The organism is Citrobacter sp. wls619 (genome assembly GCF_005281345.1).
In the GTDB taxonomy this organism is placed as follows: Bacteria; Pseudomonadota; Gammaproteobacteria; order Enterobacterales; family Enterobacteriaceae; genus Citrobacter.
In genome coordinates this window covers 367-24,591 of the sequence record NZ_SZXJ01000079.1, presented here as the reverse complement: position 1 = coordinate 24,591, position 24,225 = coordinate 367, and the positions used below count along the sequence as shown (strand labels likewise).

The 24,225-nt window shown below is 52.1% G+C and carries 24 protein-coding genes; 9 read left to right on the top strand and 15 right to left on the bottom strand.

Going from position 1 to position 24,225, the window contains the following annotated elements:
- Positions 1 to 12: 12 nt before the first annotated feature.
- The 10 genes from recO to rseD all read right to left on the bottom strand — a co-directional run bounded on the left by recO (position 13) and on the right by rseD (position 8,501).
- Positions 13 to 723 (bottom strand): DNA repair protein RecO, encoded by a 711-nt coding sequence (gene recO / locus FDX19_RS15930; RefSeq protein WP_137383480.1) that lies wholly within the window; start codon positions 721 to 723, stop codon positions 13 to 15.
- A gap of 30 nt (positions 724 to 753) precedes the next feature.
- A complete protein-coding gene (gene era / locus FDX19_RS15925) occupies positions 754 to 1,659 on the bottom strand; it encodes a GTPase Era (RefSeq protein WP_137383469.1) in 906 nt (301 codons plus the stop codon).
- Positions 1,656 to 2,336, bottom strand: a complete 681-nt coding sequence (rnc, locus tag FDX19_RS15920) for a ribonuclease III (RefSeq protein WP_003037579.1) — start codon at positions 2,334 to 2,336, stop codon at positions 1,656 to 1,658. The genes era and rnc overlap by 4 nt, the downstream gene beginning before the upstream one ends.
- 269 nt (positions 2,337 to 2,605) lie before the next feature.
- Positions 2,606 to 3,580, bottom strand: coding sequence for a signal peptidase I (lepB, locus tag FDX19_RS15915; RefSeq protein ID WP_048210888.1), 975 nt, complete (start codon positions 3,578 to 3,580; stop codon positions 2,606 to 2,608).
- A 15-nt stretch (positions 3,581 to 3,595) separates the two neighbouring features.
- On the bottom strand, positions 3,596 to 5,395 hold the full coding sequence (lepA, locus tag FDX19_RS15910) for a translation elongation factor 4 (RefSeq protein WP_003037577.1): 1,800 nt from the start codon (positions 5,393 to 5,395) through the stop codon (positions 3,596 to 3,598).
- Between the two features lie 270 nt (positions 5,396 to 5,665).
- On the bottom strand, positions 5,666 to 6,130 hold the full coding sequence (rseC, locus tag FDX19_RS15905; RefSeq protein ID WP_137383468.1) for a SoxR-reducing system protein RseC: 465 nt from the start codon (positions 6,128 to 6,130) through the stop codon (positions 5,666 to 5,668).
- Positions 6,127 to 7,083: a sigma-E factor regulatory protein RseB gene (gene rseB / locus FDX19_RS15900; protein WP_048210886.1), complete on the bottom strand. Its 957-nt coding sequence runs from the start codon at positions 7,081 to 7,083 to the stop codon at positions 6,127 to 6,129. Before rseB ends, rseC begins: the two co-directional genes overlap by 4 nt.
- Positions 7,083 to 7,733, bottom strand: coding sequence for an anti-sigma-E factor RseA (gene rseA / locus FDX19_RS15895; RefSeq protein WP_137383467.1), 651 nt, complete (start codon positions 7,731 to 7,733; stop codon positions 7,083 to 7,085). The genes rseB and rseA overlap by 1 nt, the downstream gene beginning before the upstream one ends.
- 31 nt (positions 7,734 to 7,764) lie before the next feature.
- Positions 7,765 to 8,340: an RNA polymerase sigma factor RpoE gene (gene rpoE / locus FDX19_RS15890; protein WP_003037573.1), complete on the bottom strand. Its 576-nt coding sequence runs from the start codon at positions 8,338 to 8,340 to the stop codon at positions 7,765 to 7,767.
- Positions 8,337 to 8,501 carry a rpoE leader peptide RseD gene (gene rseD / locus FDX19_RS15885; protein WP_124022090.1) on the bottom strand — a complete coding sequence of 55 codons (165 nt, stop codon included), beginning with the start codon at positions 8,499 to 8,501 and terminating at the stop codon, positions 8,337 to 8,339. The genes rpoE and rseD overlap by 4 nt, the downstream gene beginning before the upstream one ends.
- A 263-nt stretch (positions 8,502 to 8,764) precedes the next feature.
- Here rseD and nadB point away from each other — a divergent pair, with 263 nt between their 5' ends.
- Positions 8,765 to 10,387: an L-aspartate oxidase gene (nadB, locus tag FDX19_RS15880; protein ID WP_137383466.1), complete on the top strand. Its 1,623-nt coding sequence runs from the start codon at positions 8,765 to 8,767 to the stop codon at positions 10,385 to 10,387.
- Here the strand turns inward: nadB and trmN are convergent.
- Positions 10,372 to 11,109, bottom strand: a complete 738-nt coding sequence (trmN, locus tag FDX19_RS15875) for a tRNA(1)(Val) (adenine(37)-N(6))-methyltransferase TrmN (protein WP_061068366.1) — start codon at positions 11,107 to 11,109, stop codon at positions 10,372 to 10,374. The genes nadB and trmN overlap by 16 nt on opposite strands.
- Positions 11,110 to 11,239: 130 nt before the next feature.
- Between trmN and srmB the strand changes: the two genes are divergently transcribed.
- Entirely contained in the window at positions 11,240 to 12,568 is a 1,329-nt protein-coding gene (gene srmB / locus FDX19_RS15870; protein ID WP_003835340.1) for an ATP-dependent RNA helicase SrmB, read from the top strand.
- 17 nt (positions 12,569 to 12,585) lie between these two features.
- Here srmB and FDX19_RS15865 read toward each other — a convergent pair whose 3' ends face one another.
- The gene (locus FDX19_RS15865) at positions 12,586 to 13,482 is read right to left on the bottom strand and encodes a LysR family transcriptional regulator (RefSeq protein WP_137383465.1); all 897 of its coding nucleotides are present in this window, start codon (positions 13,480 to 13,482) and stop codon (positions 12,586 to 12,588) included.
- Positions 13,483 to 13,584: 102 nt separating this feature from the next.
- Between FDX19_RS15865 and eamB the strand changes: the two genes are divergently transcribed.
- Positions 13,585 to 14,172: a cysteine/O-acetylserine transporter gene (gene eamB, locus FDX19_RS15860; protein WP_137383464.1), complete on the top strand. Its 588-nt coding sequence runs from the start codon at positions 13,585 to 13,587 to the stop codon at positions 14,170 to 14,172.
- A 79-nt stretch (positions 14,173 to 14,251) separates the two neighbouring features.
- Here the strand turns inward: eamB and grcA are convergent, their stop codons facing one another.
- Entirely contained in the window at positions 14,252 to 14,635 is a 384-nt protein-coding gene (grcA, locus tag FDX19_RS15855) for an autonomous glycyl radical cofactor GrcA (protein WP_003037563.1), read from the bottom strand.
- 318 nt (positions 14,636 to 14,953) lie between these two features.
- Between grcA and ung the strand changes: the two genes are divergently transcribed.
- On the top strand, positions 14,954 to 15,643 hold the full coding sequence (gene ung, locus FDX19_RS15850) for a uracil-DNA glycosylase (RefSeq protein ID WP_137383463.1): 690 nt from the start codon (positions 14,954 to 14,956) through the stop codon (positions 15,641 to 15,643).
- Positions 15,644 to 15,676: 33 nt separating this feature from the next.
- On the opposite strand, the gene FDX19_RS15845 is transcribed toward ung, so the two are convergent.
- Entirely contained in the window at positions 15,677 to 16,756 is a 1,080-nt protein-coding gene (locus tag FDX19_RS15845; RefSeq protein WP_137383462.1) for a tRNA/rRNA methyltransferase, read from the bottom strand.
- A 207-nt stretch (positions 16,757 to 16,963) separates the two neighbouring features.
- On the opposite strand from FDX19_RS15845, the gene trxC reads away from it, so the two are divergent.
- From trxC to FDX19_RS15820, 5 genes are all read left to right on the top strand, one after another.
- Positions 16,964 to 17,383: a thioredoxin TrxC gene (trxC, locus tag FDX19_RS15840; protein WP_137383461.1), complete on the top strand. Its 420-nt coding sequence runs from the start codon at positions 16,964 to 16,966 to the stop codon at positions 17,381 to 17,383.
- A gap of 69 nt (positions 17,384 to 17,452) precedes the next feature.
- The gene (tapT, locus tag FDX19_RS15835; RefSeq protein ID WP_137383460.1) at positions 17,453 to 18,151 is read left to right on the top strand and encodes a tRNA-uridine aminocarboxypropyltransferase; all 699 of its coding nucleotides are present in this window, start codon (positions 17,453 to 17,455) and stop codon (positions 18,149 to 18,151) included.
- Between the two features lie 36 nt (positions 18,152 to 18,187).
- Positions 18,188 to 20,848, top strand: coding sequence for a protein lysine acetyltransferase (pat, locus tag FDX19_RS15830; RefSeq protein ID WP_137383459.1), 2,661 nt, complete (start codon positions 18,188 to 18,190; stop codon positions 20,846 to 20,848).
- Positions 20,849 to 20,962: 114 nt separating this feature from the next.
- The gene (pssA, locus tag FDX19_RS15825) at positions 20,963 to 22,318 is read left to right on the top strand and encodes a CDP-diacylglycerol--serine O-phosphatidyltransferase (RefSeq protein ID WP_137383479.1); all 1,356 of its coding nucleotides are present in this window, start codon (positions 20,963 to 20,965) and stop codon (positions 22,316 to 22,318) included.
- A 44-nt stretch (positions 22,319 to 22,362) separates the two neighbouring features.
- Entirely contained in the window at positions 22,363 to 22,686 is a 324-nt protein-coding gene (locus FDX19_RS15820) for a YfiM family lipoprotein (protein ID WP_137383478.1), read from the top strand.
- Here FDX19_RS15820 and FDX19_RS15815 read toward each other — a convergent pair.
- Positions 22,683 to 23,981, bottom strand: a complete 1,299-nt coding sequence (locus tag FDX19_RS15815) for an MFS transporter (protein WP_137383458.1) — start codon at positions 23,979 to 23,981, stop codon at positions 22,683 to 22,685. The genes FDX19_RS15820 and FDX19_RS15815 overlap by 4 nt on opposite strands.
- Between the last annotated feature and the right edge of the window lie 244 nt (positions 23,982 to 24,225).

The following is a 24,225-nucleotide window of genomic DNA, read 5'->3' as shown; positions in this document are numbered from 1 at the left end:
ATCCTCGTTATTTTATTTTCGCTTCGGCAGAAACTGCCGGAATAATTCGCGGCTCTTTAAGGGCTTACCACCAAGATACGGCTTTAAGGCCATACGGGTAAAGCGTTTCGCAGCACGCAGCGTGTCAGCATCAGGAAATTCACGCGATTCTAGCGCTTTCAGATGGCGTCCGGTAAAGGTGCTGTTATCGATGACAACACTGGCGATAAAGCCTTTTTCTTCCCGATAGCGGTAGGTCATGGTGTCATCTACCGGCTCGCCGCTGCCCGCACAGTGGGTGAAATCCACGCCGTAACCCAGGTGGCCCAGTAAGGCCAGTTCAAAGCGACGCAGTGCCGGCTCTGGCGAACCTGTCGCGCCAGCCAGTGCCTGAATGCAATTCAGGTAGTCGAAAAAGAGTTCAGAAAAACGAGTTTCATACTCAAGCACGCGCGAGATGAGTTCATTGATGTACAGGCCGCTGTACAACGTGATACCGCTAAGGGGAAGTGCCAGAGATACGGCTTCCGCGCTGCGCAAGGTTTTCACCTCACCGCGGCCGCCAAAGCGAAGTAACAACGGGGTAAAAGGCTGGAGTGCGCCTTTCAGGTTGGAACGTTTAGAACGTGCGCCTTTGGCGACAAGGCGCACGCGGCCAGACTCTTCCGTGAAGACATCCAGCACGAGGCTGGTTTCGCTCCACGGGCGGCTATGCAGGACAAAAGCGCGTTGCCATCCTTCCATCATACCCGCCGTCTTTCAAGTTGCAGGGATTTAGACGTCGTCGCCGTAACCGAGACTGCGCAGCGCGCGTTCGTCATCGGCCCAGCCGGATTTCACTTTCACCCACAACTCCAGGTGTACAGGCGCTTCGAACATCTCCTGCATGTCTTTACGCGCTTCAATGCCGATGGTTTTGATTTTGGCGCCTTTATTACCAATCACCATCTTCTTCTGCCCTTCACGCTCAACGAGGATCAAACCGTTGATGTCGTAGCCGCCACGCTCGTTAGAAATAAAACGTTCAATTTCGACGGTGACAGAATAAGGCAGCTCAGCCCCCAGGAAACGCATCAGTTTTTCGCGGATGATCTCAGAGGCCATAAAACGCTGGGAGCGATCGGTAATGTAATCTTCCGGGAAGTGATGAATCGCTTCCGGCAGATGTTTACGCACGATGCCCGCGATAGTATCGACATTCAGTCCAGTTTCCGCAGACATCGGGACGATATCGAGGAAATTCATCTGGCTTGCCAGGAACTGCAGGTGCGGCAACAGATCGGCCTTCTCCTGGACGTTATCCACTTTATTGACAGCCAGAATAACCGGGACCTTACCGTCACGCAGCTTGTTGAGCACCATCTCGTCGTCCGGCGTCCAACGCGTGCCTTCCACGACAAAAATGACCAGCTCAACATCACCGATAGAACTGCTTGCCGCTTTGTTCATCAGACGGTTGATGGCACGTTTCTCTTCCATATGCAGACCCGGGGTATCGACATAAATCGCCTGATACGCGCCTTCGGTATGGATACCAACAATACGGTGACGAGTTGTCTGTGCCTTACGTGAGGTAATGGAAATCTTCTGCCCAAGCAGATTATTCAACAGGGTGGATTTGCCGACGTTCGGGCGACCGACGATGGCAATAAATCCGCAGTAAGTTTTATCGACGCTCATTCCAGCTCCAGTTTTTTCAACGCCTGTTCGGCGGCAGCCTGCTCAGCCTTACGACGGCTCGAACCTGTGCCAACCACCGGTTCACTCAGGCCGCTGACCTGGCAGTGGATAGTAAATTCTTGATCGTGCGCTTCGCCACGGACCTGCACCACCAGATAAGACGGCAGCGGCAGGTGGCGACCCTGCAAATACTCCTGCAGGCGCGTTTTCGGATCTTTTTGTTTGTCGCCCGGACTAATTTCGTCCAGACGCGTTTGATACCAGTTCAGGATCAACTGTTCAACCGTCTGAATATCGCTGTCGAGGAAGACGCCACCGATCAACGCTTCGACGGTATCCGCCAGAATTGATTCGCGACGGAAACCGCCGCTTTTCAACTCACCCGGCCCCAGGCGTAAACATTCTCCGAGGTCAAATTCACGGGCTAATTCAGCCAGCGTATTTCCACGCACCAGCGTGGCGCGCATGCGGCTCATGTCACCTTCATCCACACGCGGGAAACGGTGATACAGCGCATTCGCAATAACAAAGCTCAAAATAGAGTCGCCTAAAAATTCTAAACGCTCGTTATGTTTGCTGCTGGCACTACGGTGAGTTAATGCCTGCTGCAACAGCTCCTGATGATTAAAAGTGTAGCCCAGCTTCCGTTGAAGCCGATTAATTACGATGGGGTTCATGCGATACCAATAAATGAATGCGTCCACAATTCAGCACACGAAACAGACCTGATATACGCACTTCGCTAAGCCATCTGGCTTCGGCTATATGCATTTGTATACAAACCAACGCTGTTTCGTGTGCCGTGGCAACCTGACGGCGCCAACCTAAAACTTCGGGGGAATATTCTATACACAACGACAAGGGATGTCGTTAGTCTGAGGGAATTAATCCGAGAAATAATTCACGCTGTCGTTATTAAGACAACAGCGTGAACCATTATCAGCAATTAGTGAATGCCACCAATGCGGCTTAAACGAACGCCGGTTGGCCACTCACCTTCTTGTTTGTCGAAACTCATCCAGATTGCGGTCGCTTTTCCTACCAGATTCGCTTCCGGTACAAATCCCCAATAACGGCTGTCCGCGCTGTTGTCACGGTTATCACCCATCATGAAGTAATGCCCCGGTGGAACGATCCAGGTGGCTAACTGCTGACCCGGCTGACGGTAGTACATCCCCACCTGATCCTGCGCGATTGGCACCATCAGAATGCGGTGTGTTACCTCACCCAGCGTTTCTTTACGCTCGGTCAGGCGAATGCCGTTGTCTTTCGTTTCGTTCAGCGGAACCTCAAAGAAACCGCTGGTCGCTTCCCCGCCGTTACGGCGAGCAAACGTCTGCACAAAATCACTTGGCTGAACATCAGAGTACGTTACCGGCAGCGCGTTTTCACACGCCTGACCAGAACTGCATCCTGGCTGAATAGTAACCTCTTTCGCCACCGGATCGTACGTCACTTTGTCTCCCGGTAAACCGACAGCGCGTTTGATGTAGTCCAGACGCGGATCTTCCGGGTATTTAAATACCACGATGTCTCCGCGTTTTGGGTGACCCGTTTCGATCAGCGTTTTCTGATAAATAGGATCTTTAATTCCGTAGGCAAATTTCTCTACCAGAATAAAATCACCAATCAACAGTGTTGGCATCATCGAACCCGACGGGATCTGGAACGGTTCATAAATAAATGAACGCACCACCAGCACAATAGCCAGTACCGGGAAAACGGATGCACCGGTTTCCAGCCAGCCCGGCTTAGGGGCAACTTTTTTCAGCGTTGCTTTATCCAGTGAATCGCCTGCAGCGGCCTGTGCCGCAGCCTGGCGCTCCCGGCGTTTTGGCGCGAAGACAAACTTATCTACGCACCATAAAATGCCCGTCACCAGTGTGGCAATCACCAGAATCAGGGCAAACATGTTCGCCATGCCAACTCCTTAAGATTATTTGCTGTCTTTACCGACATGCAGAATAGCGAGGAAGGCTTCCTGCGGCAGTTCGACGTTACCGATCTGCTTCATTCGCTTTTTACCCTCTTTCTGTTTTTGCAGCAGCTTTTTCTTACGGCTGATATCGCCACCGTAGCACTTAGCCAGAACGTTTTTACGCAGCTGCTTAACCGTTGAACGCGCAATGATGTGCGTGCCAATGGCCGCCTGAATTGCGATATCAAACTGCTGGCGAGGGATCAGATCTTTCATCTTCTCGACCAGTTCACGGCCACGGCTCTGGGAGTTATCGCGGTGGGTAATCAGCGCCAGCGCATCGACGCGTTCGTTGTTGATGAGAACATCAACACGTACCATGTCGGAGGCCTGGAAACGTTTGAAGTTATAATCCAGCGACGCATAGCCACGAGAGGTCGACTTCAGACGATCGAAGAAGTCGAGGACCACTTCCGCCATTGGAATTTCATAGGTCAGCGCAACCTGGTTACCGTGGTAAACCATGTTGGTCTGTACACCACGCTTCTCGATACACAGCGTAATAACGTTGCCGAGGTATGCCTGCGGCAGCAGCATATGACATTCAGCAATCGGCTCGCGCAGTTCGTAAATGTTATTCAGCGGCGGCAGCTTGGACGGGCTATCGACGTAGATAGTCTCTTTCGCGGTGGTTTCCACTTCGTAAACTACGGTCGGCGCAGTGGTGATCAGATCAAGATCGTATTCACGTTCCAGACGCTCCTGAATGATCTCCATGTGCAGCAGACCCAGGAAGCCACAGCGGAAGCCGAAGCCCAGCGCGGTAGAACTTTCCGGTTCGTAGAACAGGGAAGCATCGTTCAGGCTCAGCTTACCAAGCGCATCACGGAAGTTTTCGTAGTCGTCGGAACTGACCGGGAACAGACCCGCGTATACCTGCGGCTTCACTTTTTTAAAGCCAGGCAGGGGTTTATCTGCCGGGTTGCGCGCCTGCGTCAGGGTATCGCCAACCGGTGCGCCGAGAATGTCTTTAATGGCGCAAACTAACCAACCTACCTCGCCGCATTTCAGCTCGGTACGGTCAACCTGTTTTGGCGTGAAGATACCCAGACGGTCGGCGTTATAGACCTGACCGGTGCTCATCACTTTAATTTTGTCGCCTTTACGCATGGTGCCGTTTTTAATACGCACCAGCGACACCACTCCAAGGTAGTTGTCGAACCAGGAGTCGATGATCAGCGCCTGCAATGGGCCTTCAGGGTCGCCTTCCGGCGGCGGAATGTCGCGTACCAGACGTTCAAGAACGTCAGTGACGCCAACGCCGGTTTTCGCCGAGCAACGGACTGCGTCAGTTGCATCAATACCGACGATATCTTCGATCTCTTCCGCTACGCGTTCAGGATCGGCGGCTGGCAGGTCAATTTTGTTCAGTACCGGCACCACTTCCAGATCCATTTCCATGGCGGTATAGCAGTTAGCCAGTGTTTGCGCTTCAACACCCTGCCCGGCATCAACCACCAGCAGTGCGCCTTCACAGGCGGCAAGCGAGCGAGAAACTTCATAAGAGAAGTCAACGTGGCCCGGGGTGTCGATAAAGTTAAGCTGGTAGGTTTCACCATCAGATGCTTTGAAATCGAGCGTCACGCTCTGCGCTTTGATAGTAATACCGCGCTCACGCTCAAGATCCATCGAGTCGAGAACCTGCGCTTCCATTTCACGGTCAGACAGGCCACCGCAGATCTGGATAATACGGTCAGACAGCGTCGATTTACCGTGGTCGATGTGAGCTATGATTGAAAAGTTACGTATGTTCTTCATATAGTGTAATTATTGTGCCTTACGCCTGCCTGGGCAGGCTCTGAGAAGTCGCTGTTCTGAGCTTAACGTCTGTTTAAGTGAAACGCCGCATTCTACACTACATCGCTGAGGCGAGGAAATGTTCATAGAGCAAGGATAGCGGGAACTGGAAACAACTTTGCAAAGTCAGTGAAACTTTTGCCGGATGGCGGCATAAACGCCTTATCCGGCCTACTTCTGCATCTGAGGACGCTGTAGGCCTGATAAGCGCAGCGCCATCAGGCAAAGATATCACTGCTGGGTTTCAACACGAATAAGATCGGGCGGGAGAGCTACGTTGAGAATAACCGGTTGCCAGGCTTCGCGCTCAGCAAGCTTACGGGAATATCCTCGCGCAATCAGGAATCCCCCCACGCCGCCCAGTATCGCCCCGCTGAGTGCGGCGATATCGCTGCCAAACAGCACCTGAAACAGCGCAGCAAAAATAAAGAGTCCCACCAGCGGAGACATATAAACCAGCATCGCCGAGCCTAACAGGCTCCCTTCGGCAATACCCAGTTCAACTTTCTGCCCTGGCGTCAGCGGTTCATCACTGGGTACCACAATAGTATGCGTTGTTTGCGGCCCCAGTTTGTTCAGCACACGACTGCCGCATCCAGCCCGCGACGCGCAGCTGCTACACGATGCTTTAACATCGCAGCTGACCGTCGCCAGACCATTTTGCCAGGAAACAACCGTTGCCCATTCTTTTATCATTGCGCGGCCCTGAACTTAATATTGTCCGCGATACGCTTTGCCGTTTGCGGCGGGAGCTCGCCCACAATGGTGATTTCGGCGTTATCCCGCACGGTAGTACTGACCGTTCGACGTCCGGTACGCAGCAGCTGATCGGCGCTGTTTTGCGACGCGCGGTTCACGTTCACAGAAAAACTGAACAGACCATCAGAATACAGGCGCGATTCAATCGGCATGTTATCCATTGTCGGCAGTGGACGTCGGCTGCTGGAGACCTCACTGAATCCTTGTGGTAGCCACGATGGACTCCAGTTGAAGTTCGTTTTCTCCCCGGCAGGAACTGACAGTAACGGCGGAAGGTTTGCTTTCGCCAGCGTCTGCATGCTGTCGCTAACCCCGTTATTGACGGTAAAGGCGATAACGCGGAATTGTTCAAGCGTTTCGCCATCCCGATCGAGGAGATCGACACGCATTGGCAGCTTGGTTTCGGTGTCCATCCACACGATGTAGCTGTAACGCGTACCGTCACGCGCGACCACGCGGATAACTTCACAGAGTCGGTCTGCAATACGCGTGCGGCCTACCGCGATAAAATCATAGTAGGGGGCAAGGCGTTTAAAGTCGGTGTAAATCAGGGATGGCAGAGAATCAACGATATAGTCGCCATTCAGCGTGAACGGTTCGAGTCCTGGCTCAAAGTAACTGATTTCGTTGCCACGCTGCACCACTTCCCGGCGCGGTCCATCCATTTGCAACAACTGTGCAAGAGGGCGGTTGTCCTGGCGGGCATGGCGATAACGTAGGGATTCAACGCCCTGCTTATTGATGCTGACAAATGACAGCTCATAGGTGAGCGACTGGCTGGCCAGATTCATCTGCTGCAACAACGCCCCGGACGCAGGATTGGCCGAGGCGTTTACAGAGAAGAACAGGCTACCAGCCACAAGTGACATGGCAAACCAAAGTTGCTTCATTACTGCGATTGCGTTCCTAAAGTTTGAATTCCTGGCACCTGGACAGCGGCTTGCTGTGTTTGCGCCTGCTCAAACTGAAGCTGTTCGGAGTGCAGTCGACGTTGCAGTTCGTAATCCTGCAACATGGCATTAATACGACGACGCTGCTCCTGTACCTGCTGTTGCTGACCGCCGCTGGCAGTCGCGTCAGAAGGTACACCCAGGCTCACCGGACTGGCTTTACCCATCATCGGCAATGTATTAAATACCGGTGTTTCGGGCTGCTGGGACGTTTCAGATTGTCCATTATAGTGCTGGACGCCAACAATAACTGCAAGTGATACACACGCGGCCACACCCATTTGGGTAAGCTGCGCGGCCCACGGACGCATTTTCTTCCAGAATGGCATTTTCTGCCACTGATGCGGTGCTGGCTGGGCCTCAGGGATCAATGGCGCCGCCTGACGTACTGGCTCATCTGCGATAGCAGCCATTACGCGGTCGGAAATATCGAAATGGAGAACGTCGGCGGTATCACCTCGCATGGAATCGCGGATCAGGTGATAACTCTCCCAGGTTTTTTGCATTTCCGGGTCATGAGCCAACTCTTTGAGTAACTCAGTGTCCAGCGTTTCGCCATCCATTAAAGCGGAAAGTTTTTCTTTCTGCATGCCTAATACCTTTTCCAGTATCCCGCTATCGTCAACGCCTGATAAGCGGTTGAACTTTATTATCAATAGCTTCCCTCGCTCGGAAGATACGTGAACGCACCGTACCCACCGGACAATCCATGATAGCGGCTATCTCTTCATAGCTCAGGCCATCCAGCTCCCGCAAGGTTATTGCCATGCGTAAATCTTCCGGGAGGGACTCAATAGTTCGGAAAACTATCTGTCTCAGTTCTTCTGACAACATTAAGTTCTCAGGGTTCGAAATTTCTTTCAGTGCTCCGCCACTTTCGTAATTTTCTGCTTCAATCGCATCTATATCACTGGAAGGTGGACGACGCCCCTGAGCGACCAGGTAATTCTTCGCTGTATTGACTGCAATACGATACAGCCAGGTATAAAAAGCACTATCTCCCCGGAACGAGTCCAGCGCACGATAGGCCTTGATAAATGCTTCTTGTACAACATCGGGAACATCGCCCGAAGGTACATAGCGGGAAACCAGACTCGCCACTTTATGCTGGTAGCGAACCACCAGTAAGTTAAAGGCTTTCTGATCTCCCTTCTGGACCCGTTCAACCAGGACCTGGTCCGTTAACTGCTCGCTCATCCGAGGTAAAGTCTCCCCAAACCAAATTTCCACGCGCTTTCGAAACGCCACTCCATAAGCTTCACTATGAGCAAGCAAAAGCTTAGAGTGCTCAAGTTTCGTAAAGTTCCGTTACGCATTTGTTTTTGTTTGTCATGTTGTAGACAGGTCTTATCTCTCATTATAAGTCTACATAACCCGATCAACGCACTATCTGTATAGAAATGCCCATTTCACCGCTTGCAGAGTAACCCAACGGCCACTTTATTTCACCTCATAATCTGATGCTAACGGCCTGCTTCACAAAATATTTTTGCTCTTTCACTCATCCACATGCCCTTCCTTTGTGTTTAGCCATTGCAACACAGTTAAAAATAAAACGTGCAGTATCGCGCAATGTGGTGCTATGGTGACCAAACACTGTTTAGTAAATTAAACAAAAATCATGAATACGACTCCCGAATTATCCTGTGACGTGCTGATCATTGGCAGCGGGGCTGCCGGACTCTCACTGGCACTACGCCTTGCTGAAAAACATCAGGTCATTGTCCTGAGCAAAGGGCCGGTTAGCGAAGGCTCGACATTTTATGCTCAGGGTGGCATCGCCGCTGTTTTCGATGAAACCGACAGCATTGACTCCCACGTTGAAGATACGCTGATTGCAGGGGCCGGTCTTTGCGATCGTCATGCCGTTGAGTTTGTTGCCAGCAATGCCCGTTCGTGTGTCCAGTGGCTGATTGATCAAGGCGTCTTATTTGATACTCAGGTTCAGCCCAACGGCGAAGAGAGCTATCACCTGACCCGAGAAGGCGGCCATAGCCATCGACGTATCCTGCATGCGGCAGATGCCACCGGTAAAGAGGTCGAAACCACGTTGGTCAGCCAGGCGCAAAGTCATCCGAATATTCGGGTACTGGAGCGCAGTAACGCCGTCGACCTGATCATCTCAGATAAAATTGGTCTACCGGGGACGCGTCGGGTTGTTGGAGCCTGGATCTGGAATCGTAATAAGGAAGCCGTCGAAACCTGCCATGCGAAGTCAGTCGTGCTGGCTACCGGCGGCGCTTCTAAAGTGTATCAATACACCACCAACCCGGATATTTCCTCCGGTGATGGGATAGCCATGGCCTGGCGTGCGGGTTGCCGCGTTGCCAATCTCGAATTTAACCAGTTTCACCCAACCGCGCTGTATCATCCACAAGCGCGCAATTTTCTGCTGACCGAAGCGCTGCGCGGCGAAGGCGCGCACCTGAAACGCCCGGATGGCTCACGCTTTATGCCCGACTTTGACAAGCGCGGCGAGCTGGCCCCGCGTGATATTGTCGCCCGTGCCATCGACCATGAGATGAAGCGTTTGGGCGCTGACTGCATGTTCCTCGACATCAGCCATAAACCCGAAGAATTTGTCCGCCAGCATTTCCCGATGATTTATGAAAAACTGTTAGGCCTGGGCATCGATCTGACCAAAGAGCCAGTCCCCATCGTTCCCGCTGCGCACTATACCTGCGGCGGTGTGATGGTTGATGACTTTGGCCGCACAGATGTCGACGGTTTATACGCAATCGGCGAAGTGAGCTATACCGGACTGCATGGCGCCAATCGCATGGCGTCGAACTCGCTGCTGGAGTGTCTGGTGTATGGCTGGTCTGCGGCGGAAGATATTGACCGCAGAATGCCTTATGCCCGCGGCGTTAACTCGCTCCCAAATTGGGATGAAAGTCGGGTAGAAAATCCGGATGAATTGGTTGTTATCCAGCATAACTGGCATGAGCTACGGCTGTTTATGTGGGATTACGTCGGCATCGTGCGCACAACTAAACGTCTGGAGCGCGCCCTGCGACGTATCACGATGTTGCAGCAGGAAATCGACGAATATTATGCCCATTTTCGCGTGTCGAACAATTTGCTGGAACTGCGTAACCTGGTGCAGGTTGCCGAGCTGATTGTCCGCTGCGCAATGATGCGCAAAGAAAGTCGGGGCCTGCACTACACGCTGGATTACCCAGAGCAGCTTCCAGAAGCCGGCCCGTCCATTCTCTCGCCGCTAAGTCATCACATAAATAGGTAAAATGCCTGGGTCAGCGCCGTGTAACCTTCAGAGTAACGTTGGTCTGGCCCACGAATCACCAGCCTGTCGCTAAAGCACTCCCCGGCCTGCGGGGAGAATGCCAGCAATACCCGATGCGGTAGTCGGGCTTCCGTTTCTGCTACATCCGTACGTAATCGCAGATGCCAGCCCATACTTAATGCCTGCTGGGTAAACGCGTTCCCAATCTGTTCCGGCAGCACGACACAAAAAAAACCTTCTTCCGTAATACTGTCCGCCGCCAGCGTAAGCAACGCCTGGTGATCGAGCGTGGTGGTATAGCGCGCCTGCTCGCGCTGCGGTGTAGCACATTCCACGCCCTGTTCATAATAGGGAGGGTTGCTGATTATCAAATCAAAACGCACGGTCTGACGCGGTATCCACTGCTGCGCATCTTCTGTATGAACATTTACGCGATGCATCCACGGTGATTGCGCGATGTTCTCCTGCGCCTGCTGTGCGGCGTCGACATCAAGCTCCACGGCGTCAATGATGACGTTTTCATCAGTGCGCTGGGCCAGCATCAGCGCCAACAGGCCGCTCCCGGTACCAATATCCAGGATCCGCTTTACGCCCGCAACGGGGGCCCAGGCCCCCAATAAAATACCGTCTGTTCCGACTTTCATTGCACAGCGATCGTGTGCCACAAAAAACTGCTTAAAAGTAAATCCATTACGTCTCAGTACGGATGTAGACTGGGGCATGAAGAACAACCTTCCTGGAAAAAAAACGATAACATAGGATAAAAACAATACCTGAGAAGGTATATCCATACAAACAGATGAAGATTGCAGCCGTAACGTCTATAATCAGCGCCCCACTCAGAGGTAGAACATGACTGTAACGACTTTTTCCGAACTTGAACTCGATGAAAGCCTTCTGGATGCCCTCCAGGAAAAAGGTTTCACTCGCCCGACCGCCATTCAGGCTGCCGCCATTCCGCCTGCGCTCGATGGCCGTGATGTACTCGGTTCTGCGCCGACAGGCACCGGTAAAACGGCGGCATATTTGCTGCCAGCGTTGCAGCACCTGCTCGACTTCCCGCGCAAGAAATCTGGTCCGCCGCGCATTTTAATCCTGACGCCAACGCGCGAACTGGCGATGCAGGTTGCCGAACACGCTCGTGAACTGGCGAAGAATACACATCTGGATATCGCTACGATTACCGGCGGCGTGGCTTACATGAACCACATGGAAGTCTTTAGCGAAAACCAGGACATCGTGGTTGCCACCACGGGTCGTCTGCTGCAATACATTAAAGAAGAAAACTTCGACTGCCATGCGGTTGAGACGCTGATCCTCGATGAAGCTGACCGTATGCTGGACATGGGCTTTGCTCAGGACATCGAGCATATCGCCGGTGAAACCCGCTGGCGTAAGCAAACCATGCTGTTCTCTGCCACGCTGGAAGGCGATGCGATTAAAGATTTTGCCGAGCGTCTGCTGGAAGATCCGGTCGAAGTCTCTGCGGATCCGTCCACCCGCGAACGCAAGAAGATCCATCAGTTTTACTACCGTGCCGATGACATCGAGCACAAAACTGCCATGCTAATCCACCTGTTAAAACAGCCGGAAGCGACCCGCTCAATTGTCTTTGTACGCAAACGCGAACGTGTGCACGAGCTGGCAGGCTGGCTGCGCCAGGCGGGCATTAATAACTGCTATCTCGAAGGCGAGATGGTGCAGAACAAACGTAACGAAGCGATCAAACGCCTGACCGATGGTCGCGTGAACGTGCTGGTAGCAACTGACGTGGCCGCACGCGGGATCGATATTCCTGACGTCAGCCACGTGTTTAACTTCGATATGCCGCGCAGTGGCGATGCCTATCTGCACCGCATTGGTCGTACCGGTCGTGCCGGGCGTAAAGGCACCGCGATTTCATTGGTTGAAGCGCATGACCACCTGTTACTCGGCAAAGCGAGCCGCTATATTGACGAGCCGCTGAAAGCACGCGTCATCGACGAACTGCGTCCAACCACGCGCGCGCCAAGTGAGAAATCTAACGGTAAGCCATCCAAGAAAGTGCTGGCAAAGCGCGCTGAGAAAAAGGCGAAAGAGAAAGAGAAGCCGCGGGTGAAAAAACGTCACCGCGACGCCAAAAATATCGGCAAACGTCGTAAGCCGAGCGGAGCTGCTACCCAGCAGTCCGACAAAGAGTAAACCGAATGCCGGGCCGTTTAGCCCGGCATTTTTTCATGCGCAGCAAAACTCTCTGTAATACATTCCATAAAAATCCGCATCGCCGGGCTAACGACTTTTCCGGCATGATGTGCGCACAATGCGGTAATCAGTTCAGGCTTTTCACTGAACGGCAACTCGATTAATTCTCCTGAGTGTAATTCCTTCTCAACGGTAAACCGCGGTAAAAAACTGACACCAAGATTCGCAGAGACACACTGCTTGATGCTTTCGATACTCCATAGCTCAATAGTATTTTCCAGCGTTATCTGTCGCTTACGCAGCAGACTTTCAAAACGCTGTCTAAAAATACATTGCGGTTCATTAATGATAAAACTGCAGGGAATATGCTGATTATGCTGAGTGAAATCAACATCCTGAAGAACCGGAGAGGCCACCAGCGCCAGTGACTGTTCACCCAGTGACAGCATCTCTAGCGCCTCATCATTTCCCACCCGATAAAACACCCCCAGATCAACTTCATCGCCCAGCAGAGCATCACGAATGACATAACAATTGAGTGACTGTAGGGACAACCGAACATTGGGAGCGCGTTGTTTAAAGCGCTGTAAAACCTGCGGCATTTTATAGGCCAGCAACGTTTCTCCGGTTGCGACGCGGAGATCGCCGCTCGGCTGTGCATCTTGTTGCGCCGTCTGGCGGATCGATGCCAGCACACGAGTCAGGTCATGTATATGCGGCATCAGCCGTTTGCCCTCACTGGTGAGACACATCCGCCGGCCAATTTTTTCGAATAACTGTACGGAGAGTTCTTGTTCAAGCTGTTGAATATGAAACGTTACGGTTGATTGCGTACAGCAAAGCTTTTGTGAAGCCCGCAGGAATGAGCCCTCTTCCACTACCGTTTTTAACGTAATAAACCGACGTAAATCCATCCTCACCAACCTATCGAAATTATCGAATCCAAAATGCAAAAACATTCATTTTTTTAAATGTTGTGTCTCGGGTACTGTCTGCTAAAACAGAGGAGATAACAAGTGACCCCCATGCTTTTAAGTGCATTCTGGACCTATACATTGATTACTGCGCTAACGCCCGGCCCAAATAATATTCTCGCGCTGAGTGCGGCGACATCACATGGCTTTCGTCAGAGCACACATGTTCTGGCCGGAATGAGTCTGGGCTTTTTAATCGTCATGCTGCTGTGCGCCGGGATCTCGTTTTCGCTGGCCGTCCTGGATCCGGCTATCATTCATTGGCTGAGTTGGGCAGGGGCAGCCTACATTTTATGGCTGGCCATGAAAATCGCCACCAGCCCAGCCTCAAACGATAGTCTACAGGCGGAACCGATTAGCTTTTGGGCGAGTTTTGGTTTGCAGTTTGTGAACGTCAAAATCATTTTGTATGGCATTACCGCGTTATCCACGTTTGTGTTGCCATATACCCAGGATGCTTACTGGTTGATTGGTGTCAGTATTCTGCTGGCGCTGATTGGAACATTTGGCAATGCCTGCTGGGCGCTGGCGGGTCATCTTTTCCAGCGTATCTTTCGCCACTATGGACGGCAGCTGAATATCGTTCTGGCATTACTGTTGGTTTACTGTGCGGTGAGGATTTTTTACTAACGGATGTGAAAAGGCGGAAGATGCACTAACATCTTCCGCCTTTTGATTTTCTGCTAATCGGGGTTATTCCCCGCGAGCCTTACAGGCTCTCAGTAAAGGTACGAGCAATAACGTCGCGCTGCTGTTCTGGGGTCAGAGAGTTGAAACGCACTGCATAACCAGAAACACGGATGGTCAGCTGCGGATATTTTTCTGGATGCTTAACCGCATCTTCCAGCGTTTCGCGACGCAGAACGTTCACGTTCAGGTGCTGACCACCTTCCACGCGGACTTCCGGCTGTACGTCAACCGGTACTTCACGGTATTCGATTTCGCCCAGTTTGCTGACGGCAACGACTTCATCAGCATTGAAACCTGCTTTCGCAACGATGCAGCGTGCTTCGCCTTTTTCGCTGTCCAGCAGCCAGAAAGAGTTCAGCAGGTCGTCGTTTGCAGCTTTAGTAATCTGGATACCTGTAATCATGTTGATGCCTCCCCGGCAAAATTATTTGATTTCGGTTGGCCTCATCCGGCCAATTGGTAAAACCATTGTTGCTTGAGTGTATATATACCCCTCACACACCCTTGAATCTTTGATTTAAATCAACAAAAACCACACATGAAAAGTGGTGATAGGCGGATTTTATTGTTTTACATCAACTTACGCTATATGCGCAGGTAAACTTTTTACATAAATTTTCAACTATCTTTAAGGGGTAGCACGTTGAGAAGCGTGCAGAATTTTGCGCCGTTGAAAGAAGCAGTTAAGCTATGGGGATTGAAAAAATCGCAGGAGAGCGAGATGGCCACCGAATTAACCTGGCACGATGTGCTGGCTGAAGAGAAACAGCAGCCCTATTTTGTGAACACGCTGCATACCGTTGCCGGCGAACGCCAGTCAGGTATGACAATTTATCCGCCACAAAAAGATGTGTTTAACGCTTTTCGCTTTACTGAGCTTGGCGACGTTAAAGTTGTCATTCTGGGACAAGATCCTTACCACGGTCCAGGGCAGGCCCATGGTCTGGCTTTCTCTGTGCGTCCAGGCATCGCCACTCCGCCGTCATTACTGAACATGTATAAAGAGCTGGAAGCCACCATCCCGGGATTTACCCGTCCGACACATGGATACCTGGAAAGTTGGGCTCGTCAGGGGGTGCTGCTACTGAACACCGTTCTCACCGTTCGGGCGGGTCAGGCACATTCGCATGCCAGCCTGGGTTGGGAAACCTTTACCGATAAAGTCATTAGCCTGATTAACGAACATCGTGAAGGCGTTGTTTTCCTGCTTTGGGGCTCTCACGCGCAGAAGAAAGGGGCCATTATTGATGCACAGCGCCACCATGTGCTGAAAGCGCCGCACCCGTCCCCCCTTTCTGCCCATCGCGGTTTCTTTGGCTGCAATCACTTTGTGCTGGCTAATGAGTGGCTGGAACAACGAGGTGAAAAGCCGATCGACTGGATGCCAGTATTACCCGCAGAAAGCGAGTAAAAAAATGCCAGCGATTCGCTGGCATTTTTATTATCAGGCTTTGTTCTGACGCCACCACTCCGCGAGCAGTACACCTGTCGCAACGGAGACGTTGAGCGTTTCTACCTTACCAGTACCATCAATCGCCACGCACAGATCGTCTGCTGAGCAAGCTGCTTCTGGCAGAGCTTCACGTTCGCGGCCTAACACCAGCACCATTTTTTCTGGCAGCGTGGTGTTAAATAGCGGCTTACCTTTGTCGCTTGAGGTCATGACGACGGTGTAACCCGCCTGGCGGAAATCATCCAGTACATCCACAATACTGTCGCCAGTAATGGGTTGTACGTGCTCAGCGCCACCTTCAGCGGTACGGATAGCCGCACCTGATTCCAGTAATGCTGCGTCCTGTACTACTACGCCTTTCACGCCAAAGTGTGCGCAGCTACGCATCATACCGCCCAGGTTATGCGGGTTTGCGATATCTTCCAGCGCCAGCACACAATCCTGCGCTCCGGCCTGACCAACCCACTGCTTAACGGTAGTACCGTTGCGTTTTTTGATCAGGAAGCAAACACCACCATGGTGCTCAGTACCAGACGCTTTCGCCAGTTCGGCCTCATCAACCACGTGATAGGCTTTGCGGTTTGCCGCCATCCAGCGCAATGCTTCTTTGAATCGCGGGGTGACGCTCTGAACAAACCAGGCGCGGACAATGGCGTCCGGACGGCTCTGGAACAACGCCTGACACGCATTTTCGCCATAAACGCGGGTTTCTTCCGCGCGCTGACGACGCAGTACTTCAGGATCGATAAAGCTCTTACCGCTGATGCCACCATGATCGGCTTTATCCGCAGTATCATCATTCGGTGCGCGGGACACGGTACGCCACGGTGAATCTTCACGTCTGCGGTCGCGTTCTACATCGCGGTCACGACCACGCTCACGACCGCGTTCGCTGTTCGGCCCCTTTCTGTCATCACGGGCAGGGCGACGACCGCCTTCGGCTCGGGAAGTACCGGGGCGACCGCCGCCTTTGCCAGTACGTGGATTTTGGGTGCGTTTATCCGAGTCATCGTCACTGCGGACGTACATCACTTTGACCTTGCCGTTTTTGTTCTTCAGTTCGTCGCTCATGTTTTTCTCCACCTGCTCTGCGCGAAGCGCGCAGATTACCCGATGTGCACGTCGTTAGCCATTATTTCATTTAAAAGCTAATGACTATTGTACTCATTGAATAAAACGCATTGTTGTTTAAAACAGTCTCTCCGATAATATGTAACATAATAGAAACATACTGGCGTCATTGCCGCGAAGTCCACCCTACTCATCCAGAGGTTAGTTATGAATACCGTTTGTACCAGCTGCCAGGCTATCAACCGCATTCCCGACGATCGTGTTCAGGAAGCGGCCAAATGCGGACGCTGTGGTCACGACCTGTTTGACGGGGAGGTGATCAATGCGACCGGTGAAACGCTGGATAAGCTGCTAAAAGACGATCTTCCGGTGGTAGTTGATTTTTGGGCGCCATGGTGTGGCCCGTGCCGTAACTTCGCACCTATTTTTGAAGATGTCGCGGAAGAGCGTAGCGGTAAAGTGCGCTTTGTTAAAGTGAATACGGAAGCCGAACGCGAACTCAGCGCACGTTTCGGTATCCGCAGCATTCCGACCATCATGATCTTCAGAAAAGGTGAAGTCGTCGATATGCTGAATGGCGCAGTGCCCAAAGCCCCGTTTGATAGCTGGCTTAACGAATCGTTGTAATCTCTGCGGGGCGCATCTTGTGCCCCGTTTTCACCTCTGCGACAATAGCGTTTTTCAACGTGTTTCCCCATGACCGATAACGCTGTTCTTCAGTTACGCGCTGAGCGCCTCGCGCGCGCCACACGTCCTTTTCTTGCCCGAGGTAACCGCATTCGTCGCTGTCAGCGTTGTCTGCTGCCGCTGAAACTCTGCCTGTGCGCAACATGGGTGCCTTCTCAGGCCAAAAGCCGTTTTTGTCTGATGATGTTCGATACCGAACCAATGAAGCCCAGCAACACGGGACGTTTGATTGCTGATATTTTGCCCAATACTGCAGCTTTTCAGTGGTCTCGTACCGAACCACCGCAGGAACTGCTTGATCTGGTGCAACATCCTGATTATCAGCCAATGGTCGTTTTCCCCGCGTCTTATGCCGGTGAAGAACGTGAAGTCATTTTCACACCGCCAGCCGGTAAACCACCGTTGTTTATCATGCTTGATGGCACCTGGCCGGAAGCACGTAAAATGTTCCGTAAAAGTCCCTACCTCGACAACCTGCCGGTGATCTCCGTCGATCTATCGCGCCTTTCCGCTTACCACCTGCGCGGGGTGCACGCCGAGGGACAGTACTGCACTGCCGAAGTCGCCATTGCCTTACTGGATTTGGCAGGAGATACGCAAGCGGCTGAAGGCTTAAGCGCTCACTTCACGCGCTTTAAAACACGCTACCTGGCAGGAAAAACTCAACATCAGGGAAGCATCACAGCAGACTCAACAGAAAGCGTTTAAAATCATTCGGTCACTGGAGTCATTAAGGAAACCGATATGAGTCAACGTGGTCTGGAAGCGCTACTGCGACCGAAATCCATTGCCGTGATTGGGGCGTCAATGAAGCCCAATCGAGCAGGATACCTGATGATGCGTAACCTGCTGGCAGGCGGGTTCAACGGCCCCGTTTTACCAGTGACCCCCGCCTGGAAAGCCGTGTTGGGCGTACTGGCCTGGCCCAATATTGGCAGCCTGCCTTTTTCTCCCGACCTGGCCATTTTGTGTACCAATGCCAGCCGTAATCTGGCGTTACTGGAAGCACTGGGCGAAAAAGGCTGCAAAACCTGCATTATTCTCTCGGCTCCCGCGGCGCAGCATGCTGAGCTGCTGGCCTGCGCATCACGTTATAAAATTCGTCTACTGGGCCCTAACAGTCTCGGGCTTCTGGCCCCCTGGCAGGGACTTAACGCCAGCTTCTCCCCCGTTCCGATTAAGCGCGGTAAGCTGGCTTTTATCTCTCAATCCGCCGCCGTATCCAATACCATACTCGACTGGGCACAGCAGAGAGAAATGGGCTTTTCTTACTTTATCGCACTGGGCGACAGCCTGGATATTGATGTTGATGAACTACTCGACTACCTGGCGCGCGACAGCAAAACCAGCGCGATATTGCTCTACCTCGAACATTTAAGCGATGCCCGGCGCTTTGTCTCCGCTGCGCGTAGCGCCTCGCGTAACAAACCTATTCTGGTGATTAAAAGCGGCCGTAGCCCCGCAGCACAGCGTTTACTGCATACCAGTTCCGGAATGGACCCAGCCTGGGATGCGGCGATTCAACGTGCTGGTTTATTGCGCGTACAGGACACTCATGAGCTTTTCTCGGCGGTCGAAACCCTGAGCCACATGCGCCCACTACGTGGCGACAGACTGATGATCATCAGCAATGGGGCCGCTCCCGCGGCGCTGGCATTAGATGAACTGTGGTCGCGAAACGGTAAGCTGGCCGCGCTGAGTGAGGAAACCTGCCAGAAATTACGCGATGCCTTACCTGCTCACGTGGATATCGCCAACCCACTGGATCTGCGTGACGATGCCAGCAGCGAACACTACGTTAAGACACTGGATATTTTACTCGCCAGTCAGGATTTTGACGCACTGATGGTCATTCACTCCCCCAGCGCGGCAGCCCCCGGAACCGAGAGCGCACAGGCGCTAATTGAAGCCGTCAAACACCATCCGCGAGGTAAGTTCGTCTCCTTGCTGACCAACTGGTGCGGCGAGTTTTCATCCCAGGAAGCCCGCAGGCTGTTTAGTGAAGCCGGATTACCCACCTATCGTACGCCGGAAGGTACCATTACGGCCTTCATGCATATGGTTGAATATCGGCGTAACCAGAAGCAACTGCGAGAAACACCAGCCCTACCCGATAGCCTGACCGCCAACACAGCCGAGGCGCATAATCTGTTACAGCAGGCGATTGCTGAGGGCGCGACATCGCTGGATACCCATGAAGTGCAGCCGATTTTGCAAGCCTATGGTTTACACACTCTACCAACCTGGATCGCCAGCGACAGTGCGGAAGCCGTACACATCGCAGAACAAATCGGTTACCCGGTAGCACTGAAGCTTCGCTCTCCTGATATCCCACATAAGTCGGAAGTTCAGGGGGTTATGTTGTACCTGCGTACGGCAACAGAAGTGCAGCAGGCCGCGAATGCGATTTTTGATCGGGTAAAAATGGCCTGGCCACAGGCACGTATCCACGGTTTGTTAGTACAAAGTATGGCGAATCGCGCCGGTGCTCAGGAGCTGCGCGTCGTCGTCGAACATGACCCTGTGTTTGGCCCACTGATTATGTTGGGTGAAGGCGGAGTTGAGTGGCGTCCTGAAGAGCAAGCTGTTGTCGCATTGCCGCCACTCAACATGAACCTGGCGCGTTATCTGGTGATCCAGGGGATCAAAAACAAAAAGATCCGCGCCCGCAGCGCACTACGTCCACTGGATATCGCCGGGTTAAGCCAGCTTCTGGTGCAGGTCTCCAACCTGATCGTCGATTGTCCGGAAATTCAGCGCCTGGATATCCATCCTCTGCTGGCCTCTGCTGGGGAATTTACTGCACTGGACGTCACACTGGATATTGCCCCTTTCACGGGCGATAACGAAAGCAGGCTGGCGGTACGCCCTTATCCCCATCAGCTTGAAGAGTGGGTCGAGATGAAGAACGGCGAGCGCTGTCTGTTCCGCCCTATTCTGCCGGAAGATGAACCCTATCTGCAGCAGTTCATTTCTCAGGTAACCAAAGAAGATCTTTATTATCGCTACTTCAGTGAGATCAACGAATTCACCCATGAAGATTTAGCCAACATGACGCAGATCGACTACGATCGGGAAATGGCCTTTGTGGCCGTGCGTTGTCGTGATAACCACGAAGAGATCCTCGGCGTGACGCGGGCTATCTCCGATCCGGATAACATCGATGCGGAATTTGCCGTACTGGTTCGTTCAGACCTCAAAGGGCTGGGTTTAGGTCGTCGGTTGATGGAAAAGTTGATTGCATACACCCGAGATCACGGACTTAGACGTTTAAATGGTATTACGATGCCAAACAATCGTGGGATGGTCGCCCTGGCCCGAAAACTCGGGTTTAATGTCGATGTCCAGCTCGAAGAGGGAATTGTTGGGCTAACGCTGAATCTGGCCCAATATGAGGAATCGTGAGTAAGGTACTGGAAATGTTGACCACATTCATGGGTACTGGTGGTATCATTGCCCGCTTATGTCGTCTGCAAAGCACAGAGGACCCTTCAATGAACAGAGAAGAAATGCACTGTGATGTTGTCAAAATTTAAGCGTAATAAACATCAACAACACCTTGCCCAACTACCTAAGATTTCTCAGTCAGTTGATGATGTAGATTTCTTTTATGCTCCCGCAAATTTCAGGGAGACTCTGCTGGAGAAAATAGCCAGCGCGACGCGACGGATCTGCATTATTGCGCTGTACCTGGAACAGGATGACGGCGGTAAAGGCATACTCGACGCGCTCTATGCGGCAAAGCGGCAGCGTCCTGAACTGGATATCCGGGTGCTTGTCGACTGGCATCGAGCCCAGCGCGGACGCATTGGTGTTGCGGCATCCAATACCAACGCGGACTGGTATTGCCGCATGGCGCAAGAAAACCCTGGTATCGATATCCCTGTCTACGGCGTGCCAATTAACACCCGCGAAGCGCTTGGTGTTCTGCATTTTAAAGGCTTTATCATTGATGATAGCGTCCTGTATAGCGGGGCCAGTCTGAACGATGTTTACTTACACCAACATGATAAATACCGCTATGACCGCTATCAGCTGATTCGCAACGCGAAGATGGCCGATATCATGTACGATTGGGTTGCGCAGAACCTGATGAATGGGCGCGGCGTTAATCGTCTCGATGATATCCATCGGCCTAAAAGTCCGGAAATTAAAAACGATATCCGCCTGTACCGTCAGGAACTGCGCGATGCCTCCTTTCATTTCCAGGGAGATGCGGATAATGAACAACTTTCGGTCACGCCGCTGGTTGGACTCGGAAAATCCAGTCTGTTAAATAAGACCATTTTCCACCTTATGCCCTGTGCGGAGCACAAACTCACCATTTGTACGCCTTATTTCAACCTGCCAGCCATCCTGGTGCGTAATATCATTCAACTGCTGCGTGAAGGGAAAAAGGTCGAAATCATTGTCGGTGATAAAACCGCCAACGACTTTTTTATTCCGGAAGATGAGCCATTCAAGATCATCGGTGCGCTGCCTTATCTGTATGAAATAAATCTGCGCCGTTTCCTGAGCAGACTGCAGTATTACGTGAATACCGACCAGCTGGTCGTGCGCTTATGGAAAGATGATGACAACACCTATCATCTGAAAGGCATGTGGGTTGATGATAAATGGATGCTGCTTACCGGCAATAATCTTAACCCCCGCGCCTGGCGGCTGGATTTGGAAAACGCCATTCTTATCCATGATCCCCAGCAGGAACTGACTCCCCAGCGTGATAAAGAGCTGGAGCTTATCCGCACGCACACCACCGTCGTGAAACACTATCGCGACTTGCAAAGTATTGCTGACTATCCGGTGAAAGTGCGTAAGCTTATCCGTCGATTACGCCGTATTCGAATCGACAGATTAATCAGCCGGATTCTGTAATCAAAACCCCGTCCAGTGACGGGGTTTTTCCTATGGAGGTAACGGTGCGCCTGTGTATTCTTGCCAGTGTTTTGCTTCTTTCCGGCTGTAGCCACATGGCTAACGACAGCTGGAGTGGGCAAGACAAAGCTCAACACTTTATCGCCTCGGCCATGCTTGCCGCAGCGGGGAACGAGTATGCACAGCATCAGGGAAACAGTCGCGATCGTAGCGCAGCTATCGGTTTGATGTTCTCAGTCAGCCTGGGCGCGTCAAAAGAGCTGTGGGACAGCCGCCCCGCTGGGAGCGGCTGGAGCTGGAAAGACTTTGCCTGGGATGTGGCGGGCGCATCAACCGGCTATGCCGTTTGGCAACTGGCACATCATTAGAGTCGTAAACCTTTTCCCTTACTATGTAACATCAGCGAAACCAGGAATGCGACCACCGCCATCACGGTGACATACCAGAAGAATGACGTTTCCATACCGACAGATTTTAGGGATAACGCGACATATTCAGCCGATCCCCCAAACAAGGCATTGGCTACCGCATACGATAATCCAACCCCCAACGCACGGACCTGCGCCGGAAACATCTCTGCCTTCAGTATCCCGCTGATAGAGGTATAGAAACTGACGATCAGCAAGGCGCACATCACAAGGGCAAATGCCACAAATGGAGAACTCACATTCTGCAGTGCGGACAGAATAGGCACAGTGAAAATCGTCGCCAGCGCACCAAAGCATAGCATTGAAGTCCGTCGGCCTATTTTATCTGACAACGCACCGAACAGCGGTTGTACCAACATAAACACGCACAATGCAGCCGTCATAATGCCGCTGGCTACGTTGGCATGCATACCCGCCGTATTAACCAGATATTTCTGCATGTAGGTCGTAAACGTATAAAAACACAGAGAACCCGCGGCGGTAAAGCCAAGCACCATGACAAAGGCTTTGCGGTTACGCCACAACCCTTTCAGCGAACCCGCTTCTTTCAACGCACGGACATCCTGTTTTGATGTTTCATCCAGCTGACGACGCAGCCATAGCGCAACAATAGCCAATACAGCTCCCAGTGCGAATGGAATACGCCAACCCCATGCTCTCAGCGCTGAGCCTTCTAACGTTTGCTGTAATATGACCACAACCAGCAATGCCAGTAACTGCCCGCCGATTAATGTCACGTACTGGAATGAAGCATAAAAACCTTTCTTACCTTCAACGGCTACTTCACTCATGTAAGTCGCGCTAGTACCGTATTCCCCACCAACGGACAGCCCCTGGAATAATCTGGCCAGCAGTAATAGTGCGGGAGCCCAGGTGCCGATCGTCTCATATCCAGGCAGACAGGCGATCACCAGCGATCCCATGCACATCATGCAAACAGATAACAGCATGGATTTTTTACGTCCGTGTTTATCTGCAATACGACCAAAAAGCCATCCCCCGATTGGCCGCATCAGAAAGCCTGCCGCGAAAACTCCAGCGGTTTGTAACAATTGAGTGGTGGTATTTCCGGAAGGAAAAAAAATGTGGGCAAAATAAAGGGAACAGAAAGAGTAGATATAGAAATCAAACCATTCAACCAGATTCCCTGACGATGCACCCACAATTGCCCAAATACGACGGCGGGTGTCGCCATCTGCCAGCGCCCCGTTCTCAGTTACACTGCTATCAGCCATTAGAATTGTACCCCTGCCAGGATCTTATGAATCTATCAATGATGTTTCGTGTCTGTTTTAGTAAACCAAATGTTATATAATTGTTATAATTTATTATGAGAGATAGATCACGATTTTAATTAGCAGGAAAAGGATTAAGAAATGTTCGAGGGAGAGAGCCGAGTTATCAGCCAGAAATAGTGTGATTTTTGTAGGACGGATAAGGCGGGATGCTGCATCCGGCGGTTTTCACTCCGTACAAACA